Here is a 17,346-nt window from a genome sequence, read left to right as displayed (position 1 = left end):
GCGTGAGATCGGGCGTCCAATGGCGCATCGAATTTGACGAAAGAGAACCCATGAACAGTCGGCTGGATGTCCATGTCGCTGCCTACGAGGGCAAAAGCATCTACGATTTCGACAACGAGATTTCGCTGACCTGGTATCCGAAGCGCATTGCTCGTGTCGTGAAAGATCCACGTGCCGTCCTCGATCTCGGACTGGGGCACGGCTTCGCCACTGAACTCTTTTCGGACGGCTGCAAGCGTCATGTGGTTCTTGAAGGCTCTCCCGCGGTGATCCAAAACTTCAAGCTGCGGTTTCCGGAGAGCAGAAGCGAGATCATTGAAACCTATTTCGAAGAGTTCGAGACGGACGAAACATTCGACCTCATCGTCATGGGCTTCATCCTCGAGCATGTCGACGACCCGCTTCTGATCTTGAACCGTTTCAGGAACTTTCTGGCCCCCGCGGGGAAGCTCTTTGTTGCGGTTCCCAATGCCGAGGTCATGAACCGAAGGCTTGGACATCTTGCGGGAATGCTGCCGGACATGGAGGCTCTTTCGGACAACGATCTGGTTCTTGGGCACCAGCGGTACTTTACGGTCGGCTCCCTCACCAAGCTGGCGACCGATGCCGGCTACAAGATAGAGAAGATCGAAGGCATCTATCTCAAGCCCTTTGCGACAAGTCAGCTCCTGTCGCTACATCTCGACACCAAGATCATCCGAGCCCTGTGCGAGATCGGTGTTGACTACCCAGAACTGTCCTGCGGGCTACTCGCGCAACTCGCGCCGGACGATTCGGCGCGATCATGAGGGTGTTGATCATAGGCGGAACCTCCGCGCTAGCGCAGGCGGTTATCCCGCTGCTTCGTGAACGGTACGACGTGCTGACGGCCGGGCGCCGGGGCTGTGAGGTCGAGCTGGACCTCTGTTCGGACCACGTCCAGATTCCCGACAGGATCGACTGCGTGGTCAATATGGCGGCCGCCTTCGATGGCAATGAATTGCCCGACACGCTGCAAATCATGAATGTCAACGTACTCGGCCTGATGAAGCTCTGTCACGCAAGCTCAAGAGCAAACACGAAGCACTTCGTGCACATCTCCAGTATTTTCTCGGATCTCGCGAACGATTCTCCCTTCTTCGGAGCCTATGCTCTTTCAAAGAGGCATTCCGAGGATGTTGCGCAGTTCTGCGCCAGAAAGTTTCGGCTGCCTGTCGCGGTACTCAAGCCTTCTCAGATTTATGGGGTGGGAGAGTCGTTTCGAAAACATCAGCCTTTCCTGTACACCATCATGGACAAGGCCGAGAGAAACGAAGACATCGACATTTTCGGCTCGAACGACCCGCTGAGAAACTTCATTCACGCCGACGACATCGCCAAAATTATCTCGGCCATCATTGCGATGAAGATCGAAGGCGTCTATCGGTGCGTGAACCCCGACAACGTCAGATATTCGCAGATCGCGGCGGCGGCGATTTCGGCTTTTGCAAGCACGAGCAAAGTCAGGTTCCTGACGGACAAGCCCGATATCCCGGACAACGGCTTTTCCTGCGACGACACGTTATTCCGGATGGTCGACTATCTTCCCCGCGTTTCCTCCGTGCAAGGCATGCAGATGGAAGCGGTTCATCGAAAGCTGGCATCGTGACGACGATACTGGTTTCCGGCGCCGCCGGAATCGTCGGCTACGGAATCCTTCGCTCCCTGAGGATGTCGAAGCGACCGATGAAGCTCATCGGCACCTCGATCTATACCGACTCGGTCGCACCAGGATTTTGCGACGTGTTTGAAGCCGTACCCAGGACCGATGCTTCGGACTACATCGATCAGCTTGTCGCGCTCCTGCGCAAGCATCGGGTCGACGTGGCGTTCCCCGGCATCGATGCCGACATGTACAAGTGGGCGGATCATGTCGCTGAACTTAAAGCGACGGGAACCAAGGTGGTTCTCAACTCACGAGCGCTGATCTCCATGTGCTCGGACAAATGGGCATTCTACGAACGGCAGCGGGAATTGATGCCGACCTATGCGATCCCGAGCTATCTGGACATGGACTTCGATGCCCTCAAAGCCAATTGCGGCCTGCCGTTCTTGCTGAAGCCTCGTCGGGGCTTTGGCTCGAAGGGCATCGTGGTGGTCGAGACTGCGGAGCAGCTTGCCAAGATTGCTCCCGCGACAAAGACAACGTTGATGGCTCAACCCATCGTCGGGCGAGACGACGACGAATTCACGGTGTCCGCGTTCTGCGACGGTCAAGGCGGCTATTCAGCCTCGATGGCGCTTCAGCGAAGACTTTCCAAGGATGGATTCACGGAAAAGGCCGAAGTCGTCGACCAGGCCGAGTTCTCCGAAGCGGTCCGGGATTTGTGCAAGGCGTTTTCGCCGATCGGACCGACAAATTTTCAGTTTCGCAAGACCGATGCAGGTCTGAAGTTGCTCGAGATCAATCCGCGGATTTCGTCATCCACCTCGATCCGCGCCGCCTTTGGCTACAACGAAGCGCTCATGGCGGTCGACATGGCTATCGAGCAACGACTGCCGGTGCAACCGGACATAAAGCGTGGCAGAGCCGTCCGCTATACCGAGGATTTCATCTTCCATGACAATAGCGTTCATCTCTGACATCCACGGAAATTTCGAGGCGCTGACAGCGGTTCTCGCCGAGATCGACCGTATGCGCGTCGCCGAGATCGTCTGCGTCGGCGACGTGGTCGGCTATTATTCCCAGGTGAACGAATGCTGCGATGAACTGAAGCGACGCGGCATCCACAGCGTTCTCGGCAACCACGACTGGTACCTGGGCTTCGGCGGGTTCTGCACCCGATCCAAGAGCGTGAACGAGTGCCTGGCTTATCAGAGAAAGGCGATCACGTCCGAAAACGTGAACTGGCTGAGGGCCTTTCACCTGCAAATGCAGGTCGGGAATGTTCAGGTCGTTCACGCCGGATGGGGCGATCCGATCGACGAGTACCTGACCAACCCGAGCGAAGACTATTTCGCGCGCCTGTCCGGCACCCATTTCGTGAGCGGCCATACCCACGTGCAAAGCATCCACCGCTTCGGCGCAAAGACCTACTGCAATCCGGGGTCCGTGGGCCAGCCGCGCGACGGCGATCCACGCGCCGCGTTTGCAACCTTCGACGGCGAGACCTTCGCGCTGCACCGGGTCAAGTACGACATGCAAAAGGTCTTTGACCTGATGGAGACCGCTGGATTCCACGACTACTACTATGGCGGGCTGAAGACTGGCGCGAAAAATCTCAGGCGGCTCGCGGATTGAGCGTCGGGATCTCAGCGCCCTCTCCTCTCATCAACATAGCAACGTGTGAGCACAAATCATGACGCCAAGCGATCCGCAGGACGCGCAGAACTTTACCTTTGCTGCCCAGGACGAAGTGGCCGCTTACGGCCGGCTGCAGGAACTGATGAAGACGTCGCCGATGCCTGCGCGCGAATTCCACGCGAATCTCGGCCTGTTCCTCAATCGCCCGTCGCTGGCGCGTATTCTCTTCATGCACGATCTCTATTCGATGACCCTGCACACGCATGGCGTCATCATGGAATTCGGCGTGCGCTGGGGGCAGAACATGGCGCTGTTCACGACGATGCGCCACATCTACGAGCCCTACAACATGAGCCGCAAGGTTGTTGGCTTCGATACGTTCGAGGGCTTCCCGTCGGTAGCGCCCCAGGATGGCGATTTCGACGGGCTGAAGGTCGGCGGGCTCAGCGTCACGCCCCATTACGAAGACGTACTGGCAGACATCCTGTCGGCGCAGGAGAAGCTCGCACCGCGCAGCCACCTTCGCAAGTTCGAGTTGGTCAAGGGCGACGTGACCGAAACCCTTCCCGTGTATCTGGAGAAGCATCCCGAGACGATCATCTCGCTGGCCTATTTCGACCTTGATCTCTACGAGCCGACGAAGAGATGCCTCGAACTCATTCGCCCCTATCTGGCAAAGAACAGCATCGTCGGGTTTGACGAGTTGGTCCTCGCCGAGAATCCGGGCGAAACCCTGGCCCTGCGCGAGGCATGGGGCACCCAGGGCTATCGCATCTGCCGCAGCACGATCTCGCCGCAGCAGAGTTACGTCGTATTCGAATGAGGCGTCGATCTCGACGCCGGACCGTTTTCGGACGAACCGGGCTTAAGGCCTATACGTTCTGTTGAACCAGATCGTAGTTTTCGGCGATGATCTCGCCCAGCTTCGATACCGAGTTGAACATCAGCAAATCGACGATCGATAGATACGGCACATGAGGCTGCCCGAACTGCTGATAAGGAAACGGTCGCGCGCGAAGCGCTCTGAATTCGATTCCACGGGCACTGAAAGCATTGGCATCGTAGAGCTCCAGGCCGCCGATCGCGTTGATGTACTTTTGCGTGCCTTCCGCTTCGCACAATGCAAGCACCCTATCCTGGAACTTGAGCGAATGATCGATCGGCACCTCGGACGAGATTTTGAATGAGGTCTTCAAACCGAGATGCTCGCAGGTCATCTGCAACGAATTGAAGAGATAGCGAAATAGATTAGGATCTTGAAAGCCAACAATCTCTTCCAGAAGTGGAAAGGTCTGCTTGAAGAAAGGCGCGGTTCTATAGGCCCCTTGCCATTGATTGAGCAGCTTTGCACGGTCGAAGTCGGCCGCCAACTCCCTGTCGCGAATATCGAGGGCGTCCGAGTCCTTCTTCAACGGGAGCGAGAACAACGCGTCCTTGCCGTTGACCAGCATCCTGTTGCGGTTGATCCAGCCCTTTTTTACATATTTTACGTTATCATAGACGATGAAGAGATCGACCGCACTAATGAGCTGATAATAGCCGATATAAGGAAGAAAATACGGCTGCATGATCGCGAGTTTCATCGTGCGCGACGCCCTGTTAGCCCCAGATGCGCGCATCGTGAGTATAGGTAGTCGACGTCGCATTGTTGTTGCGCGGCACCACAAGCGGCGCGAAGCAAGCATACGCCTTGAAGAGGTGGTAGGTGCTGTTCCCCATCCCATCCAATCCTATCGTTGGCAGCATGCGGTTTCCGAGCGCCTCGATTCTGACAGGCCGGTTGTCCATCGGGAAACAGAGCTCCAGCAACCTCGACGCTCCCTGGGGAGAGATCGCGGTCCCGGCCGGGCCGAAACAACAATTGAGCCGGAGCGCGGCCACCTGAGAATTCGACCTCTGGAAAGCGGCATCACTCGCGTCATCCGGGTGGATGGGCCGAAAGACCATCATCGACTTCATGCCCTGCGCGAGCTCGAGATCAAGTATCGAATCCGTATTGTATCCGAGCACCAAAAGATCCCAGCTCCCAAGGGACGGAAGAAGCGCCTCCAGGCGTCCGATGATGTCGTGGCGGATGGTACAATCGTCCTCAAAGACAAGGGCAGGCTCATTCTGCTTGGCGATCCAGTTCAAGATCCGCCACAGTGAAGCGGCGCCGCCAACGGCTCCCCTGGTGAACTGCGATCCGGGCGCAACGAGCCGCATCGCCATCACCTCCTGATCGGTCAACTCAAGGCCATTCGTCGCGGAGAAGCGCTCGAAGGCGATTCCACAGCCCGCATTGCGCTTCAGGAAGTTCTCGAATTTCTCTGGATGGCGATCGAGATTAATGACGAAATTCTTCATATGCCAAAAGGACCGTTCGCGAATGGATGCCGGAGAGCGCCACTAGAATATTGATTCGCCAGTCGGGGCTAGTCCAAACGCGCCTGTCAATCGCGGATCACGTCGCGCACGAATGCTCCACGCAAGTCTCGATCTATATCGGTAAGCCGTCACAGACTTGAATCGATATTCAGGACTCGAGATGACTGCCGCAGTCCCGCTTGAATCTCTCACGCCCCTGGCCAGGAGCCCGCTTCATATCGTGCGTCCAAGGTTTCCAAGAACCGAACAGTTCTTGGCCGCTTTCGAAACCGCGCTGGAGACGGGCCAGGTCACGAACAATTCCCGCTGGGTCGTCGAATTCGAGACGCGCCTGAGCGAGTATCTCGGCGTTCCTACCCTTGTTTTCTGCAATGGCCAGATCGGGATGATGGCCATGTTGCGGGCTGCGGGAATCACCGGCGGCGAAGTCATCGTGCCGTCGTTCACGTTCAGCGCAACACCGCATGCCATCAAATGGGTCGGCGCCGAACCGGTCTTTGCCGACATTCTCGACGACCAGACGATGCGCCTCGACCCTGATGATGTCGAGCGCAGGATCACTGACCGTACCGTCGCCATTCTTGCTGTCGACGCTTATGGGATCGCCAGCGATTACGCGACGCTCGCCCGGATAGCCGAAACTCACAAGCTGAGATTTCTGGTCGATAGCGCGCCCTCTTTCGGAACGCGATTCAATGGGCAATTGGTGGGCGGCTGCGCAGACGCGCAGATGTTCAGCTTCCACGCCACCAAGGCTTTCGCAACAATGGAAGGCGGCTGCGTCTGCAGCCACGATTTGGAATTGCTCGCGCGCGTCAAGGCGATGCGCAACTTCGGGCAAGTCGACGGCGCCGATTGTCACGAGCCGGGCTTGAACGGGAAAATGCTCGAGATATCGGCCCTCATCGGCCTCGAGCAACTCAAGACGTTCGAGCAGGCCATTGCGACGCGCCGACACGCCGTCGAGCGCATGCGGACCGGGCTTTCCAAAATTCCCGGTTTGCGTGTGGGGCGAGAGCCTGCAGGCGTGCAAACGAATTGGCTCTATCTGCCGGTCGTCGTCGACGCCAGGGAGTTCGGGCTCGACCGGGATGCACTGACGTCAGCGCTCGAGACCCACAATGTCTTCGTCCGGAAGTATTACAGCCCGCCCTGCCACCACATGACCGCCTACACGACGCAGAGGGAAGTGAATTTACCCGTGACGGAAAGGGTCGCTTACAACGTCATTGCGCTCCCGGTCTACAACGACATGACCGACGAGGAATGCGATCTCATCGTTGCCGCCATCCGGTATGCGCGCCAATCGGCGCAAAACAGAACGAAGCCTTAATCGCATAGTCGCAGCCAACCCGATGTTTCCCAAGCATATAGAAGTCTAGGACATGCAGAAAGTTCTCGTCACTGGAGCAGGCGGCTATATCGGCATTCCACTGTGCCAGATGCTGGCCCAAAAGGGTTATTCGGTGACTGCGCTCGATCGATGTTTTTTCGGCCGGGATCGATTCATGCAGGCGGCTTCCCACCCGAACATCAAGATGCTCGTCGACGACATCCGCACCGTCGACCCCCAACAGTTCGAAGGCATGGACGCTGTCATCGATCTGGCGGGACTGAGCAACGACGCCTCCGCCGAAATCGACCCCGAGCTGACGGTCTCGATCAACCATCAGGGGGGCGTTCGTCTGGCTCGCGCGGCTAAGCGGGCCGGCGTTCGCCGCTATGTCTATTCGAGCTCGGCGTCGGTCTACGGCCACGGCCAGGAAGTGTCGCTCAACGAGCACGCGGTCTGCCGGCCGCAGACGCTGTATGCCGAAAGCAAGCTCCACGTCGAGGACGAGCTGCGCAAGCTGCAAAGCGATACGTTCGAAACGGTCATCTTGCGCAACAGCACCGTGTTTGGCCTGGCTCCGCGCATGCGCTTCGACCTCGCCATCAACGTCATGACGCTCCGCGCCTGGAAGGAGCGGGTGATCTACGTCATGGGAGGCGGCGAGCAATGGCGGCCGTTCATCCACGTTCATGACGTCTGCCGCGCCCTGATGATGGGCATCGAGAGCGAAGCGTCAGTCGTGTCCGGGGAAACGTTCAACGTCGGCAGTGACGATCTCAACTATCAGATCAAGCAGCTCGCCAACTTCGTCAAGGACATCATCCCGAACATCGTTACGCATACGATCCCGGATGCGACGGACAAGCGAACCTATAATTTGTCCTTTGCCAAGATCATCCAACGCCTGAAATTCGATCCATCCTCCCGCGTCCATGAAGGTATCGTGGAGATAAAACAGGCTCTGGAGCGTGGCACGGTGAGTGGCGACGATCCCACCACCCATACGCTGGGATGGTACCGTTCCCTGATCGACTGGGAAAAGCGGATCAAGGAATTGTCGTTCAACGGCAAGATCTTGTGATCGCTCAAGGCACCAGTTCGGGCGGCGGCGAGCGATCCAGGACGTCGCCCTTGGCACCCTCGAGCAGGTCGACGCCGTAGGTCTCGACCACGAGCGGCCCGCGCTTGCGCTGCAGCTCGGCGACACGCGTCACATGCGTGAAGAGATCGTTGAGGAAGGGATGGCCATCGGGCCTGACTTCGTCGACATAGAGCAGCTTGCCTGCGAGCAGTTTCGGATCCGGCTCGGGCATGTTGACCCAGCGGATGCGCTGGTTCTGCTGCACCACGCAGGCCCCGCGCGGCAGATAGAAGGCGAGCCAGCCGGTGGTGCCGTAATCAGGCGTGAGCACGCAGGTCGCACCATGGCGCACGCGTTCTGCTTCGATATTGGCAGCGAGCTCGCGCCAGCCGACGCCGACGCTGCGCACGGTCGCATCGCGGCGATAACCGGATAGCCAGCCTGTATTGGCCTGCAGGATCAGTGCGGCGAACATCACGATGCCAGCAGGCGCGGCCCAGCGCAGGCAAAAATCCACCAGGCGTCGCGCCCGCGGCTTCCACTGTGCAAGGTTGGCGGCGGCTGCGGCGGCGACAATGAACGGCGGATAAACCGGCGCAAACCAGTTGGCCTCGACGCGCGCATGCAGCGAATGCCAGAAGAAATAGACGACAATGGTCCAGAACATCGTCTCGATCAGCACGCGGGAGGCCAGCGCGCCGGCCCGGCGCCAGGTCAGCGCATGCAGGCCCATCGCGCCAAGGATGAAGACCAGCGGCGTCGCGAATGCGATCTGGGTCGGGATCAGCTCGGCGATGAAGACCGGGCGGAAATCCTCGATCTTGGCGCGCCCGAGCTGCTTGACGAACGAGACCCAATGATGATCCGCATTCCACAGGATCACCGGCGAGAACAGCGCCAGCGCGACGAGGCCGCCGAGATAGGGCCAGGGCGAGAGGAACCAGCGCCGCAGTTTCGGCACGGAAGCGAGCCAGATCAGGATCGCAGCGCCAAAGAACATCGCAGTGTACTTCGACAGCAGCGCCGCGCCGACGGCTGCGCCGACCGCAAGCCACCAGACACCGCGGCCAGTCTCGAGCACCTTGGCGAGGAAGAACAGCACGAAGCTGGAGGCAACCAATAACGGCGCATCCGGCGTCACGATCAGCGTGCCGACGGAGGCCATCATGGTGACGTTGAGCAGGATGGCGCTGGTCGCAGCCACCCGCGCACCGCCGAACAGGATCGCGGCCGAGCGATAGATCGCATAGCTCATCGGAAGCGCGAGCAGGATCGAGACCAGGCGGACGCCGAGCTCGGTATCGCCGGCGATCATAGTGCCGGCACGGATGACGTAAGCCACCATCGGCGGGTGGTCGTAATACCCGCCCGCCAGATTCTTCGACCACATCCAGTAATAGGCTTCGTCGAAGGTGATCGGCGTGAAGGCGGCCGCGACCAGCCGCAAGACGACCAGCGCGAGAATCACCAGCGCCGTATTGCGGACGATCCGCGCGTCAGCCCCACCCATAGCTGAATCCTTGGCGCGCTATTTCTTGCGCCAGACGAACAGTCCGGACATCGCGTAATTCCACACCACGCCCATCAGCGCCCCGGCCATGCCGGCCAGCCACCAGATCGGCTCCTGATCGTAGACAGAGAAGGCCACGCCGACATTGGCGAGCAGGCCGACGCTGCAGACGACGTAGAACATGATCAGGCCGCGCAGGATCGCAAAACCCTTCAGCCGCTGATCGCGATAGGTGAGGAAGTTGTTCATGATGAAATTGGTGGTCATGGCGACGATCGCACCGGCGGCCTGCGCCTCCGCGAACGGCACCCTGATCAGCTGAAGTGCGATGAACAGCGTTGCGAGATGCACCATGAGGCCGATGCCGCCGACCATCGCGAACAGGATGAAGCGCAGCGAGACGATGTCGTTGGTCAGCTTCGCCAGCACGAGGCCGAGGAAGTCGAGCGCCACCAGGGAATCGAGCTTGCTTTCGCCATGCTGGCGGGCGCCGAACGTGTAGGGAATTTCGATCGCACGCAGGGAGCCGTGCGCGGTCGCAACGAGGTCGAGCAGGATCTTGAAGCCGTGCACCGAGAGTTTCGGCGCCAATTGCTCGAAACGGTCGCGGCGAACCATGAAGAAGCCGCTCATCGGATCGGCGATCTCGACCCGGAGTATCTTCCTGGCGACCTCGGTCGCCAGCGCGCTGGCGCCGGCGCGCTGCTTGTTGAAGCCTTCGCTCTTGTAGCCCTCGATGTAGCGGCTGCCGACGACAAGGTCGGCCTTGTCGCTTGCGAGCAGCAGCAGCATCTTCGGCAGCTGGGTTTCGTCGTGCTGGAGGTCGGCGTCCATCACGGCCGCATAAGGCGCGCTGGAGGCCAAAATGCCCTCGATGCAGGCGCCTGACAGGCCGCGGCGGCCGATACGGCGGATGCAGCGCACGCGGCTGTCCTTCTGCGCCAGTTCGCGCACGACGTCCCAGGTGCCATCAGGCGAGTTGTCGTCGACGAACACGACCTCCCAGGCGACGTTGGGAAGCGTCGCCTCCAGCCGCCGGTACAGCACGGTGACGTTGTCGCGCTCGTTGAAGGTCGGGACAATGACCGACAGTTCCGGCCCCTCTTGGGTCTGGCCGTCGACGCCCGGTTTGATCGCTTCATTCATGACGGCAGCGTATATCCGCCGCGTCCTGCGCTGCCAAGCCGGAGCTTTTTCAGGGAGACAGCCCCAAAAGGGGGCCTAAAATGCCAACGACCCCGGAACGGCGGGACCGCGCGTACATCCGGCGCAGGCCCAAGCTATTCCAAGGTCGTTCCAGCGCCGGAGCTTTTGACTCAACGTCGCCGTTACAAGCTAAATGGGAATGGCTAAGCCGCTTTGCAAGTGGCCGAAACCGCCCTTTTCAGGCCATTATTGATTCGGGACTTCCCGGATCACCGGGCCCCGAGGCGCGGGGGCCACAGGGGCGGCAGGCGCCATGGCGGCGGGGGCTGGATCGACCTTGGCCGGCTTGGGGGGCTTGCCGTACTGGCCGATCGGCCCGAAGACGACGGCGACTGCGAGCACGACCGCGGCGACGATCGCGCCAAAAATGCCACCTACCGACTCAGACGACATACCACCACGTCCCTGTTCCAGATGAGCCCTCTCATATCACGGATGAAGGCGCGGTCGGAAGGGCTGCCGGGCCGCAACAGGTCATGGCCCTATTTCGTCGGCGGCCGGTGCTTGACGTAGGCGGTCACGATGTCCTTCTGCGCCGACTCCACCGCCCTGTTCGCGGTCGCGAGATGGGCACCGGAATCGATGTTCGGATATTGCGAGGTGAGATAGTCGAGTAGCGCCACCCGGTAATACTGCCGCTCCGACGGGCAGGCCCCGGCCACCGAGCGACCGAACTCCTGCTCCGACAGGCCCTGATTGCTGTCGCGCGAATACTCCCGCGCCAGGCAATGCCAGTAATCGTCGCGGCCCTGCATGGCGAGCTTCTGCGCGCCTTTCGCATCGTCGTCATCCGCCCTCGCAACAGGCGTCATGGCAGCAGATGTCATCATGACGAGCGCCGCTCCCAGTATCAGCATCCGCATCTTGTTCTCCCTTTTTTTCGCAGATCGCGAGGCGAGCTTAGACGGGATGCGACAACTGGCCAATCACATCTGGTTTGAATAGGATGCAGCCATCCCCTTCCCGTCGATGCGAGATCCTCCGTGGCCAAAGCAAAAACCGCGTCCAAGAAATCCGGCAACATCTACATCGGCATCGGCGGCTGGACCTTCGAGCCCTGGCGCGGCGTGTTCTATCCAGAGAAGCTGACGCAGGCGAAGGAGCTGTCCTACGCCGCCTCGAAGCTGACCTCGATCGAGATCAACGGCACCTATTACGGCTCGCAGAAGCCGGAGAGCTTTCGCAAATGGGCGAGCGAAGTGCCCGATGGTTTTGTGTTCTCGGTCAAGGGGCCGCGCTTTGCCACCAACAGGCGCGTACTGGCCGAGGCCGGCGATTCCATCAAACGCTTCTACGATTCCGGCGTGCTGGAACTCGGCGACCATCTTGGCCCGGCGCTGTGGCAGTTCGCGCCGACCAAGAAATTCGACGGCGCCGATTTCGGCAAGTTCCTGGAGCTGTTGCCACGCAAGCTCGACGGACGCCCGCTGCGTCACGTGGTGGAGGTGCGCCATGACAGTTTCTGCACACCCGATTTCATCGCGCTGATCCGCCAATTCGAGACGCCGGTCGTGTTTGCCGAACACGGAAAATATCCAGCGATTGCCGATGTCGCCGGCGATTTCGTCTATGCCCGGTTGCAGAAGGGCAATGACGAGATCAAGACCTGCTATCCGCCGAAGCAGCTGGACGCCTGGGCCGAACGTTTTCAAGCCTGGGCGGAGGGAAGTGAACCCGACGACCTGCCGAAGGTTGACAAGGCGAAGCCGAAGAAGGAACCGCGCGACGTGTTCGCCTATGTCATCCACGAGGGCAAGGTGCGCGCACCGCACGGCGCCATGGAATTGATCGCGCGAGTGAGCTGAGGAGAATGGATGGCCACGGCGAAGAAACTCTTCACCATCGGCTATGAGCAGACGCCGCCCAAGGCCGTGCTGGATGAGCTCGAGCAGGCCGGTGTCAAGCTTGTGGTCGACGTACGCGCGGTGACGTCGTCACGGCGGCCGGGCTTTTCCAAGAAGCAGCTGGCCGCTGGCCTCGACGAGCGCGGCATTGCCTATGTCCACCTTGCTGGCCTCGGCACGCCGAAGGAAGGCCGCCTCGCCGCGCGCAGCGGCCAATACGACGTGCTGGAGAAGATCTTCGCAAAGCACCTGAAGACACCGGAGGTCAGGGAGCAGATGGACGAACTCTCGGCGCTGGTGAAGAAGGCCGGCCCGGTCTGCCTGCTCTGCTACGAGCGCGACCACACCCATTGCCACCGCCAGATGATCGCGGAAATCATCGAGGAGCGCGAAGGCGTGGCGGTGAAGAATCTGGCGGGGCGGCAGCTGTAGCCGTCATTCCGCTCCTGCCAGCTTGAACGTCCCCTCCATCATCTGCACGCAGGCACCGCCGACATGCGCTGACACGATCTTGCCGTCCCGCTTGACGACGCGCGTCTGCAGGATGCTCGGCCGGCCCATGTCAAAGCCTTGGCCAACGGTGAGCTTCAGTTCGCCGTCACTGAAGGGATCGAGATCGGCGAACAGCGCGGCGGCGGCGACGGTGGCGCTGCCGGTGGCGGGATCTTCGGCGAGTCCGCCAGCACCGCGCATGAACATACGCGCCTGCCGCTCGGTCGGCGCCTCGGACGCCGGCACGTCGCGCGTGTAGAACCACACGGAGCGGGCATCGTCGCGAGGAAGGACCCTGCCAAACGCGGCTGCGTCGGGCCTCGCGCGCTTGAGCGCATCGCGCGAATGCACCTCTGCCACGAGGAACGGCGTTCCAACACCGACCACTTGCGGCGCATGGTGATCGGTCCTGATGTCATCAGCCGTCAACGAGATGCAGGCTGCAACGTCAGCGGCCGAGACTTCCGCCAGTCGCGACAGCGGCTGCGGCGCGGTGAGCTCGGTGCCGACCACCCTTCCCTGCTCGCGAAAAATGTCGACCGGCACGAGGCCCGCAATCTCCTCGAACAAAAGGCGTGGCTTCGGCTCTTTCGCAAGACTTGCCAGCACGAAGGAGGTGCCGACATTGGGATGACCGGCGAACGGCATCTCCCTCACCGGCGTGAAGATGCGCACCTCGGCGTCGTTGGCCTTGTCGCGCGGCGGCAGCACGAAGGTCGTCTCGGAATAGTTAAACTCCGTCGCGATCGCCTGCATCTGACGCGTCGAGAGCCCGGCAGCATCGAGCACCACGGCGAGCTGGTTGCCGCCGAAGGCGCGGTCGGTGAACACGTCGACGGTGACGTAGCGGCGCTGCATGGTGTTTCCTCACGCAAATGGCGGCCGCAAACCGGCCGCCTCCCGCAGCACTCTACAAGGGCAAAATATCGCTCGTCATGCCCCAAAATTGAGTGCAATCGGAGCAATCGCTGCGCGTATCAGAAGCGAAAGAGAGGCCGCGGCGAGGACAGCACTTGCGCGCGTTCGCGCCCGTCGGCCACGAGGATGTCGAGAAATTGGCGGTTCTTCGCGTAGGTTTGCGTTGCCTCGAACTGCGTATGCGGCCAGTCGCTGCCCCACAGCAGGCGATCGAGACCATAGGCACTGCGAAGCAGCGGATAGGCCTCCTTCGCAAAGCTCTCGCCGGCTGGGCCGTTGCGATACGGCGCAGAGATCTTGACCCACACGTTTCGCGTCGCCCCTAACTTCAGCACGGATTGAAAGCCGGGATCTGAGACGCCGAGCTTGGGATCCGGCAGCGCAAAATGATCGAGCACGACAGTGACGCCGAGATCGAGCAATTGCGGGGTGAGCACGGCGAGATCGGACGCGTTGCGCTGGATCTCGACCTGCCAGCCCATCGCCTTCAGGTTGGCGAGCAGTCCCTTCCATTCGCTCGCCGCGAGATCGGGCAAGGGCTGGCCGACGAGATTGAGGCGGATGCCGACGATGCCGGCTTTGTCGAGCGCGCGCAGCTCATCTGCCGAAATAGAGGGATCGACGACAGCGATGCCGCGCAGGCGGCCATTGGTCTGCTTCAGGCAATCGACGAGGTAGGAATTGTCGGTGCCGAGGAAGCTGGGCTGCACCAGCACGCCGTTGCTCATGCCGTTGTGGTCGAGCTGCTCGAGATACAGCGACAGCGGCGCGTCGTATTCGGGCGCATAGCGCCGGCCCGGTGCGAGCTTCAATCCGCGATGGAAGACATGGGCGTGGGTATCGATCACAGGCATCGTCGCCTCACCTGCCGCTTTGCCCGCAGCCGCACTTGCCACCAGGGCTGCAGCGCCCGCGCCGAATTGGCGGCGCGTCAGGCCGCGCTTGAACGATGTCATGGTTGTTGCTCCTCATTCCCGTCAAACGCGGGCGGCTGCGGCCTGCTCGAACACCTTGCCGCGGGTCTCGGGCAGGAGAACCACCGCGATCAGCACCAGCGCATAGGCGAACGCCGCGTCGATGCCGATTGCGGGCCCGAGGCCGATGCGATCACTGAGAAAGCCGACCAGGAAGGGAAACGCGGCGGAGACCACGCGGCCGAAATTGTAGCAGAAGCCGACGCCGGTGCCGCGCACGCCGGCCGGATAGAGCTCGCTGAACAGCGCGGCCATGCTCGCAGGGATTCCGGCCGAGAAGAAGCCAAGTGGAAAGCCGAGCAACAGCATCTGGCCGTTGGTCAGCGGCGCAAAGATGTAGACCAGCACGGTGACGATGCAGGCGCTGGCGAAGAACGCGACATTGGCGCGACGGCCGATGCGGTCGCTGATGATCCCGCTGGCGACACAGCCGCAGAAGAAGGCGATGATGATGACGGCGAGATATCCGCTGGAGCCGAGCACCGACAAGTGCCGCACTTCGCGCAAGTAAGTCGGCAGGAACGTCGTCAGTGCGGCATAGCCGCCATGGGCGCCGATGCCGAACAGACCGCCGACCAGGGTCGAGCGCAGCACATCGCGATGGAAGATGCCTGCCAGCGTGGCGAAGAACGGCGCTTCTGCGTCCTTGGCCACGGCGCGCGGCGGCTCCTTCAGCCCGCGGCGGATGAAGATGATGAGCAGCGCCGGCAACAATCCGATCGCAAACAGGATGCGCCAGGCGATATCGGCCGGTGCATAAGTGAAGACCAGCGCGGACAGCAGCACGGCCGCGCCCCAGCCGACCGCCCAGGCGCTCTGTACCGTGCCAAGCGCCTTGCCGCGATGTTCGGGGCGGATGATCTCGGCCATCAGCACCGCACCGCAGGCCCATTCGGCGCCGAAGCCGAGGCCCTGGATCGCCTTGAGCACCAGGAGCTGGGTGTAGCTCATCGCGAATGCCGACGCGAAGGTCGCGAGCGCGAAGGTCGCGACCGTGATCTGGAGTGCTTTGACGCGGCCGAAGCGATCGCCGAGTGCGCCGCCGAGCCAGCCGCCGAACGCGCCGAAGAACAGGGTAACCGAGCCGAGCAGTCCCGCATCAGCCTTGCTGATGCCGAAGGCTGCGATCAACGCCGGAATCGCGAGGCCGAACATCTGAACGTCGAGCGCATCCAGCGCCCAGCCGCCAAAACTTGCCCAGAACGTGCGCCGCTCCAGCGGCGAGCTTTCGCTATACCAGTTCGACATGTTCCCTACCCCTGTACTCGTTATTGCTTGATGACGTTGAAGAGCCGCTTTATCGGATCTCGGCATGGTAGCGGAAGCGGTCCGCCGGCCCGCGCGACCTGCGCCATTCGATCGGCCGCCGCTCGAGGTCGAGCGCGAGGCGCTCGATCACGATCAGCGGCGCATGGGCCTCGAGCCTGAGCAGGCGCGCCTGCATCTCGTTGGCGGTCTCGACCGTCAGAATTTCCTCGGCGGAAACCACCACCTCACCGCAGCGCTCCTCATATAGCGGATACAGCAGGTCGCCGAACTCAGCGGTATCGATTTCGAGAATTGGCGCGAAGCGCGATTGCTGGAGCCAGATCTCTTCGGCGAGCAGCGGCACATCATCGATCAACCGCAGGCGCGACAGGCTGACAACGGGTTCACCGACCGGCATGCGCAGCGCCGATGCCACGGCTGAAGTCGCCGGCACGCTTCTGCGCCGGAGGATGCGGCTCTTGGGCACGCGCCGCTCGCCGCTTTCGGACTGGAAACGGAAGAAGCGGAACAGCGAGGAATTGAACCGCGCACGGCGCACGAAGGTGCCGCGGCCCTGCTGGCGCTCCAGCGCGGCATCCGCCACGAGTTGGTCGATCGCCTTGCGCACGGTGCCGATGGCGACACCGTAATGCGCGCCAAGCTCGGCCTCCGATGGAATCGGCTCGCCCGGCCGCCATTCATTGCGGTTGATCCGCGCGGCGAGGTCGTCGCGCAGGCGCTGGTAGCGGGGCAGACGACCGTCGCGCGGAGCTGAATTCATATAGTCATATAGATGACTAGTTGAAAGAGGAGTCAAGCGCTACTGGAATACCGCATATGCCAGCAGAAACAGCCGGGCTGGCGGCACTGGCCAGCCCGGCTTCGCCGGGTTCGAACTCAGTTCGTAGCTTTCGGCATGCAGGGCGGCTCCTTGTAGGGAGCGGTCGCATAGGCCGCCTCGGCCGGCGCCCTGACGCAATCCGCCGTCGCATGCGCAACACCACGCCGGGCGGGGGCCGCATCGCGGGCCGACGCGGCCTCGATTTGATAAACGGCCGCGGCAATCACGGCGGCCGAGACGACGCTCAATCGGATCATGGATATTCTCCGC

Annotated in this window: 20 protein-coding genes; 9 read left to right on the top strand and 11 right to left on the bottom strand. The window is 61.3% G+C overall.

The annotated features are described in order from the left end of the window. The first annotated feature begins 50 nt into the window (after positions 1 to 50). From L6637_RS30060 to L6637_RS30040, 5 genes are all read left to right on the top strand, one after another. Positions 51 to 788, top strand: coding sequence for a class I SAM-dependent methyltransferase (locus L6637_RS30060; protein ID WP_237865777.1), 738 nt, complete (start codon positions 51 to 53; stop codon positions 786 to 788). Next, on the top strand, positions 785 to 1,627 hold the full coding sequence (locus L6637_RS30055; RefSeq protein ID WP_237865776.1) for an NAD-dependent epimerase/dehydratase family protein: 843 nt from the start codon (positions 785 to 787) through the stop codon (positions 1,625 to 1,627). Before L6637_RS30060 ends, L6637_RS30055 begins: the two co-directional genes overlap by 4 nt. A 62-nt stretch (positions 1,628 to 1,689) precedes the next feature. After that, complete coding sequence (locus L6637_RS30050) at positions 1,690 to 2,601, top strand: ATP-grasp domain-containing protein (RefSeq protein ID WP_237865797.1); 912 nt, start codon at positions 1,690 to 1,692, stop codon at positions 2,599 to 2,601. Beyond that, on the top strand, positions 2,579 to 3,259 hold the full coding sequence (locus L6637_RS30045; RefSeq protein ID WP_237865775.1) for a metallophosphoesterase family protein: 681 nt from the start codon (positions 2,579 to 2,581) through the stop codon (positions 3,257 to 3,259). Before L6637_RS30050 ends, L6637_RS30045 begins: the two co-directional genes overlap by 23 nt. Positions 3,260 to 3,317: 58 nt before the next feature. Then, the gene (locus L6637_RS30040; RefSeq protein ID WP_237865774.1) at positions 3,318 to 4,085 is read left to right on the top strand and encodes a TylF/MycF family methyltransferase; all 768 of its coding nucleotides are present in this window, start codon (positions 3,318 to 3,320) and stop codon (positions 4,083 to 4,085) included. Positions 4,086 to 4,134: 49 nt separating this feature from the next. On the opposite strand, the gene L6637_RS30035 is transcribed toward L6637_RS30040, so the two are convergent. After that, positions 4,135 to 4,845 (bottom strand): WbqC family protein, encoded by a 711-nt coding sequence (locus L6637_RS30035; RefSeq protein ID WP_237872723.1) that lies wholly within the window; start codon positions 4,843 to 4,845, stop codon positions 4,135 to 4,137. A 16-nt stretch (positions 4,846 to 4,861) separates the two neighbouring features. Then, positions 4,862 to 5,608, bottom strand: a complete 747-nt coding sequence (locus L6637_RS30030; protein WP_237872722.1) for a glycosyltransferase family 25 protein — start codon at positions 5,606 to 5,608, stop codon at positions 4,862 to 4,864. 274 nt (positions 5,609 to 5,882) lie between these two features. Between L6637_RS30030 and L6637_RS30025 the strand changes: the two genes are divergently transcribed. Then, on the top strand, positions 5,883 to 6,962 hold the full coding sequence (locus L6637_RS30025; RefSeq protein ID WP_237865771.1) for a DegT/DnrJ/EryC1/StrS family aminotransferase: 1,080 nt from the start codon (positions 5,883 to 5,885) through the stop codon (positions 6,960 to 6,962). A gap of 52 nt (positions 6,963 to 7,014) precedes the next feature. Next, entirely contained in the window at positions 7,015 to 8,043 is a 1,029-nt protein-coding gene (locus tag L6637_RS30020; RefSeq protein ID WP_237865770.1) for an NAD-dependent epimerase/dehydratase family protein, read from the top strand. Between the two features lie 4 nt (positions 8,044 to 8,047). Here the strand turns inward: L6637_RS30020 and L6637_RS30015 are convergent, their stop codons facing one another. From L6637_RS30015 to L6637_RS30000, 4 genes are all read right to left on the bottom strand, one after another. Beyond that, entirely contained in the window at positions 8,048 to 9,553 is a 1,506-nt protein-coding gene (locus tag L6637_RS30015; protein ID WP_237872721.1) for a glycosyltransferase family 39 protein, read from the bottom strand. An 18-nt stretch (positions 9,554 to 9,571) separates the two neighbouring features. Next, positions 9,572 to 10,699 (bottom strand): glycosyltransferase, encoded by a 1,128-nt coding sequence (locus L6637_RS30010; RefSeq protein WP_237872720.1) that lies wholly within the window; start codon positions 10,697 to 10,699, stop codon positions 9,572 to 9,574. A 246-nt stretch (positions 10,700 to 10,945) separates the two neighbouring features. Then, a complete protein-coding gene (locus L6637_RS30005) occupies positions 10,946 to 11,152 on the bottom strand; it encodes a hypothetical protein (RefSeq protein WP_237865767.1) in 207 nt (68 codons plus the stop codon). Between the two features lie 89 nt (positions 11,153 to 11,241). Continuing rightward, positions 11,242 to 11,622, bottom strand: a complete 381-nt coding sequence (locus tag L6637_RS30000; protein ID WP_237865766.1) for a hypothetical protein — start codon at positions 11,620 to 11,622, stop codon at positions 11,242 to 11,244. Positions 11,623 to 11,742: 120 nt separating this feature from the next. Here L6637_RS30000 and L6637_RS29995 point away from each other — a divergent pair, with 120 nt between their 5' ends. Then, positions 11,743 to 12,564: a DUF72 domain-containing protein gene (locus L6637_RS29995; RefSeq protein ID WP_237865765.1), complete on the top strand. Its 822-nt coding sequence runs from the start codon at positions 11,743 to 11,745 to the stop codon at positions 12,562 to 12,564. 9 nt (positions 12,565 to 12,573) lie between these two features. Next, complete coding sequence (locus L6637_RS29990; RefSeq protein ID WP_237872719.1) at positions 12,574 to 13,035, top strand: DUF488 domain-containing protein; 462 nt, start codon at positions 12,574 to 12,576, stop codon at positions 13,033 to 13,035. A gap of 3 nt (positions 13,036 to 13,038) precedes the next feature. Here L6637_RS29990 and L6637_RS29985 read toward each other — a convergent pair whose 3' ends face one another. The 5 genes from L6637_RS29985 to L6637_RS29965 form a co-directional block, all read right to left on the bottom strand. Then, positions 13,039 to 13,953, bottom strand: a complete 915-nt coding sequence (locus tag L6637_RS29985; RefSeq protein WP_237872718.1) for a PhzF family phenazine biosynthesis protein — start codon at positions 13,951 to 13,953, stop codon at positions 13,039 to 13,041. Between the two features lie 119 nt (positions 13,954 to 14,072). Continuing rightward, positions 14,073 to 14,969, bottom strand: a complete 897-nt coding sequence (locus L6637_RS29980; RefSeq protein WP_237872716.1) for an amidohydrolase family protein — start codon at positions 14,967 to 14,969, stop codon at positions 14,073 to 14,075. A 21-nt stretch (positions 14,970 to 14,990) separates the two neighbouring features. Further along, positions 14,991 to 16,235 (bottom strand): MFS transporter, encoded by a 1,245-nt coding sequence (locus L6637_RS29975; protein WP_237865761.1) that lies wholly within the window; start codon positions 16,233 to 16,235, stop codon positions 14,991 to 14,993. 49 nt (positions 16,236 to 16,284) lie between these two features. Further along, a complete protein-coding gene (locus L6637_RS29970; RefSeq protein WP_237872714.1) occupies positions 16,285 to 17,016 on the bottom strand; it encodes a GntR family transcriptional regulator in 732 nt (243 codons plus the stop codon). Positions 17,017 to 17,132: 116 nt separating this feature from the next. Next, a complete protein-coding gene (locus tag L6637_RS29965) occupies positions 17,133 to 17,333 on the bottom strand; it encodes a hypothetical protein (RefSeq protein WP_237865759.1) in 201 nt (66 codons plus the stop codon). Between the last annotated feature and the right edge of the window lie 13 nt (positions 17,334 to 17,346).

This window comes from Bradyrhizobium zhengyangense (assembly GCF_022012435.1).
Lineage (GTDB): Bacteria > Pseudomonadota > Alphaproteobacteria > Rhizobiales > Xanthobacteraceae > Bradyrhizobium > Bradyrhizobium zhengyangense.
Note: the sequence above shows the minus strand (reverse complement) of the source record. Positions and strands in the feature narration are given on the sequence as shown.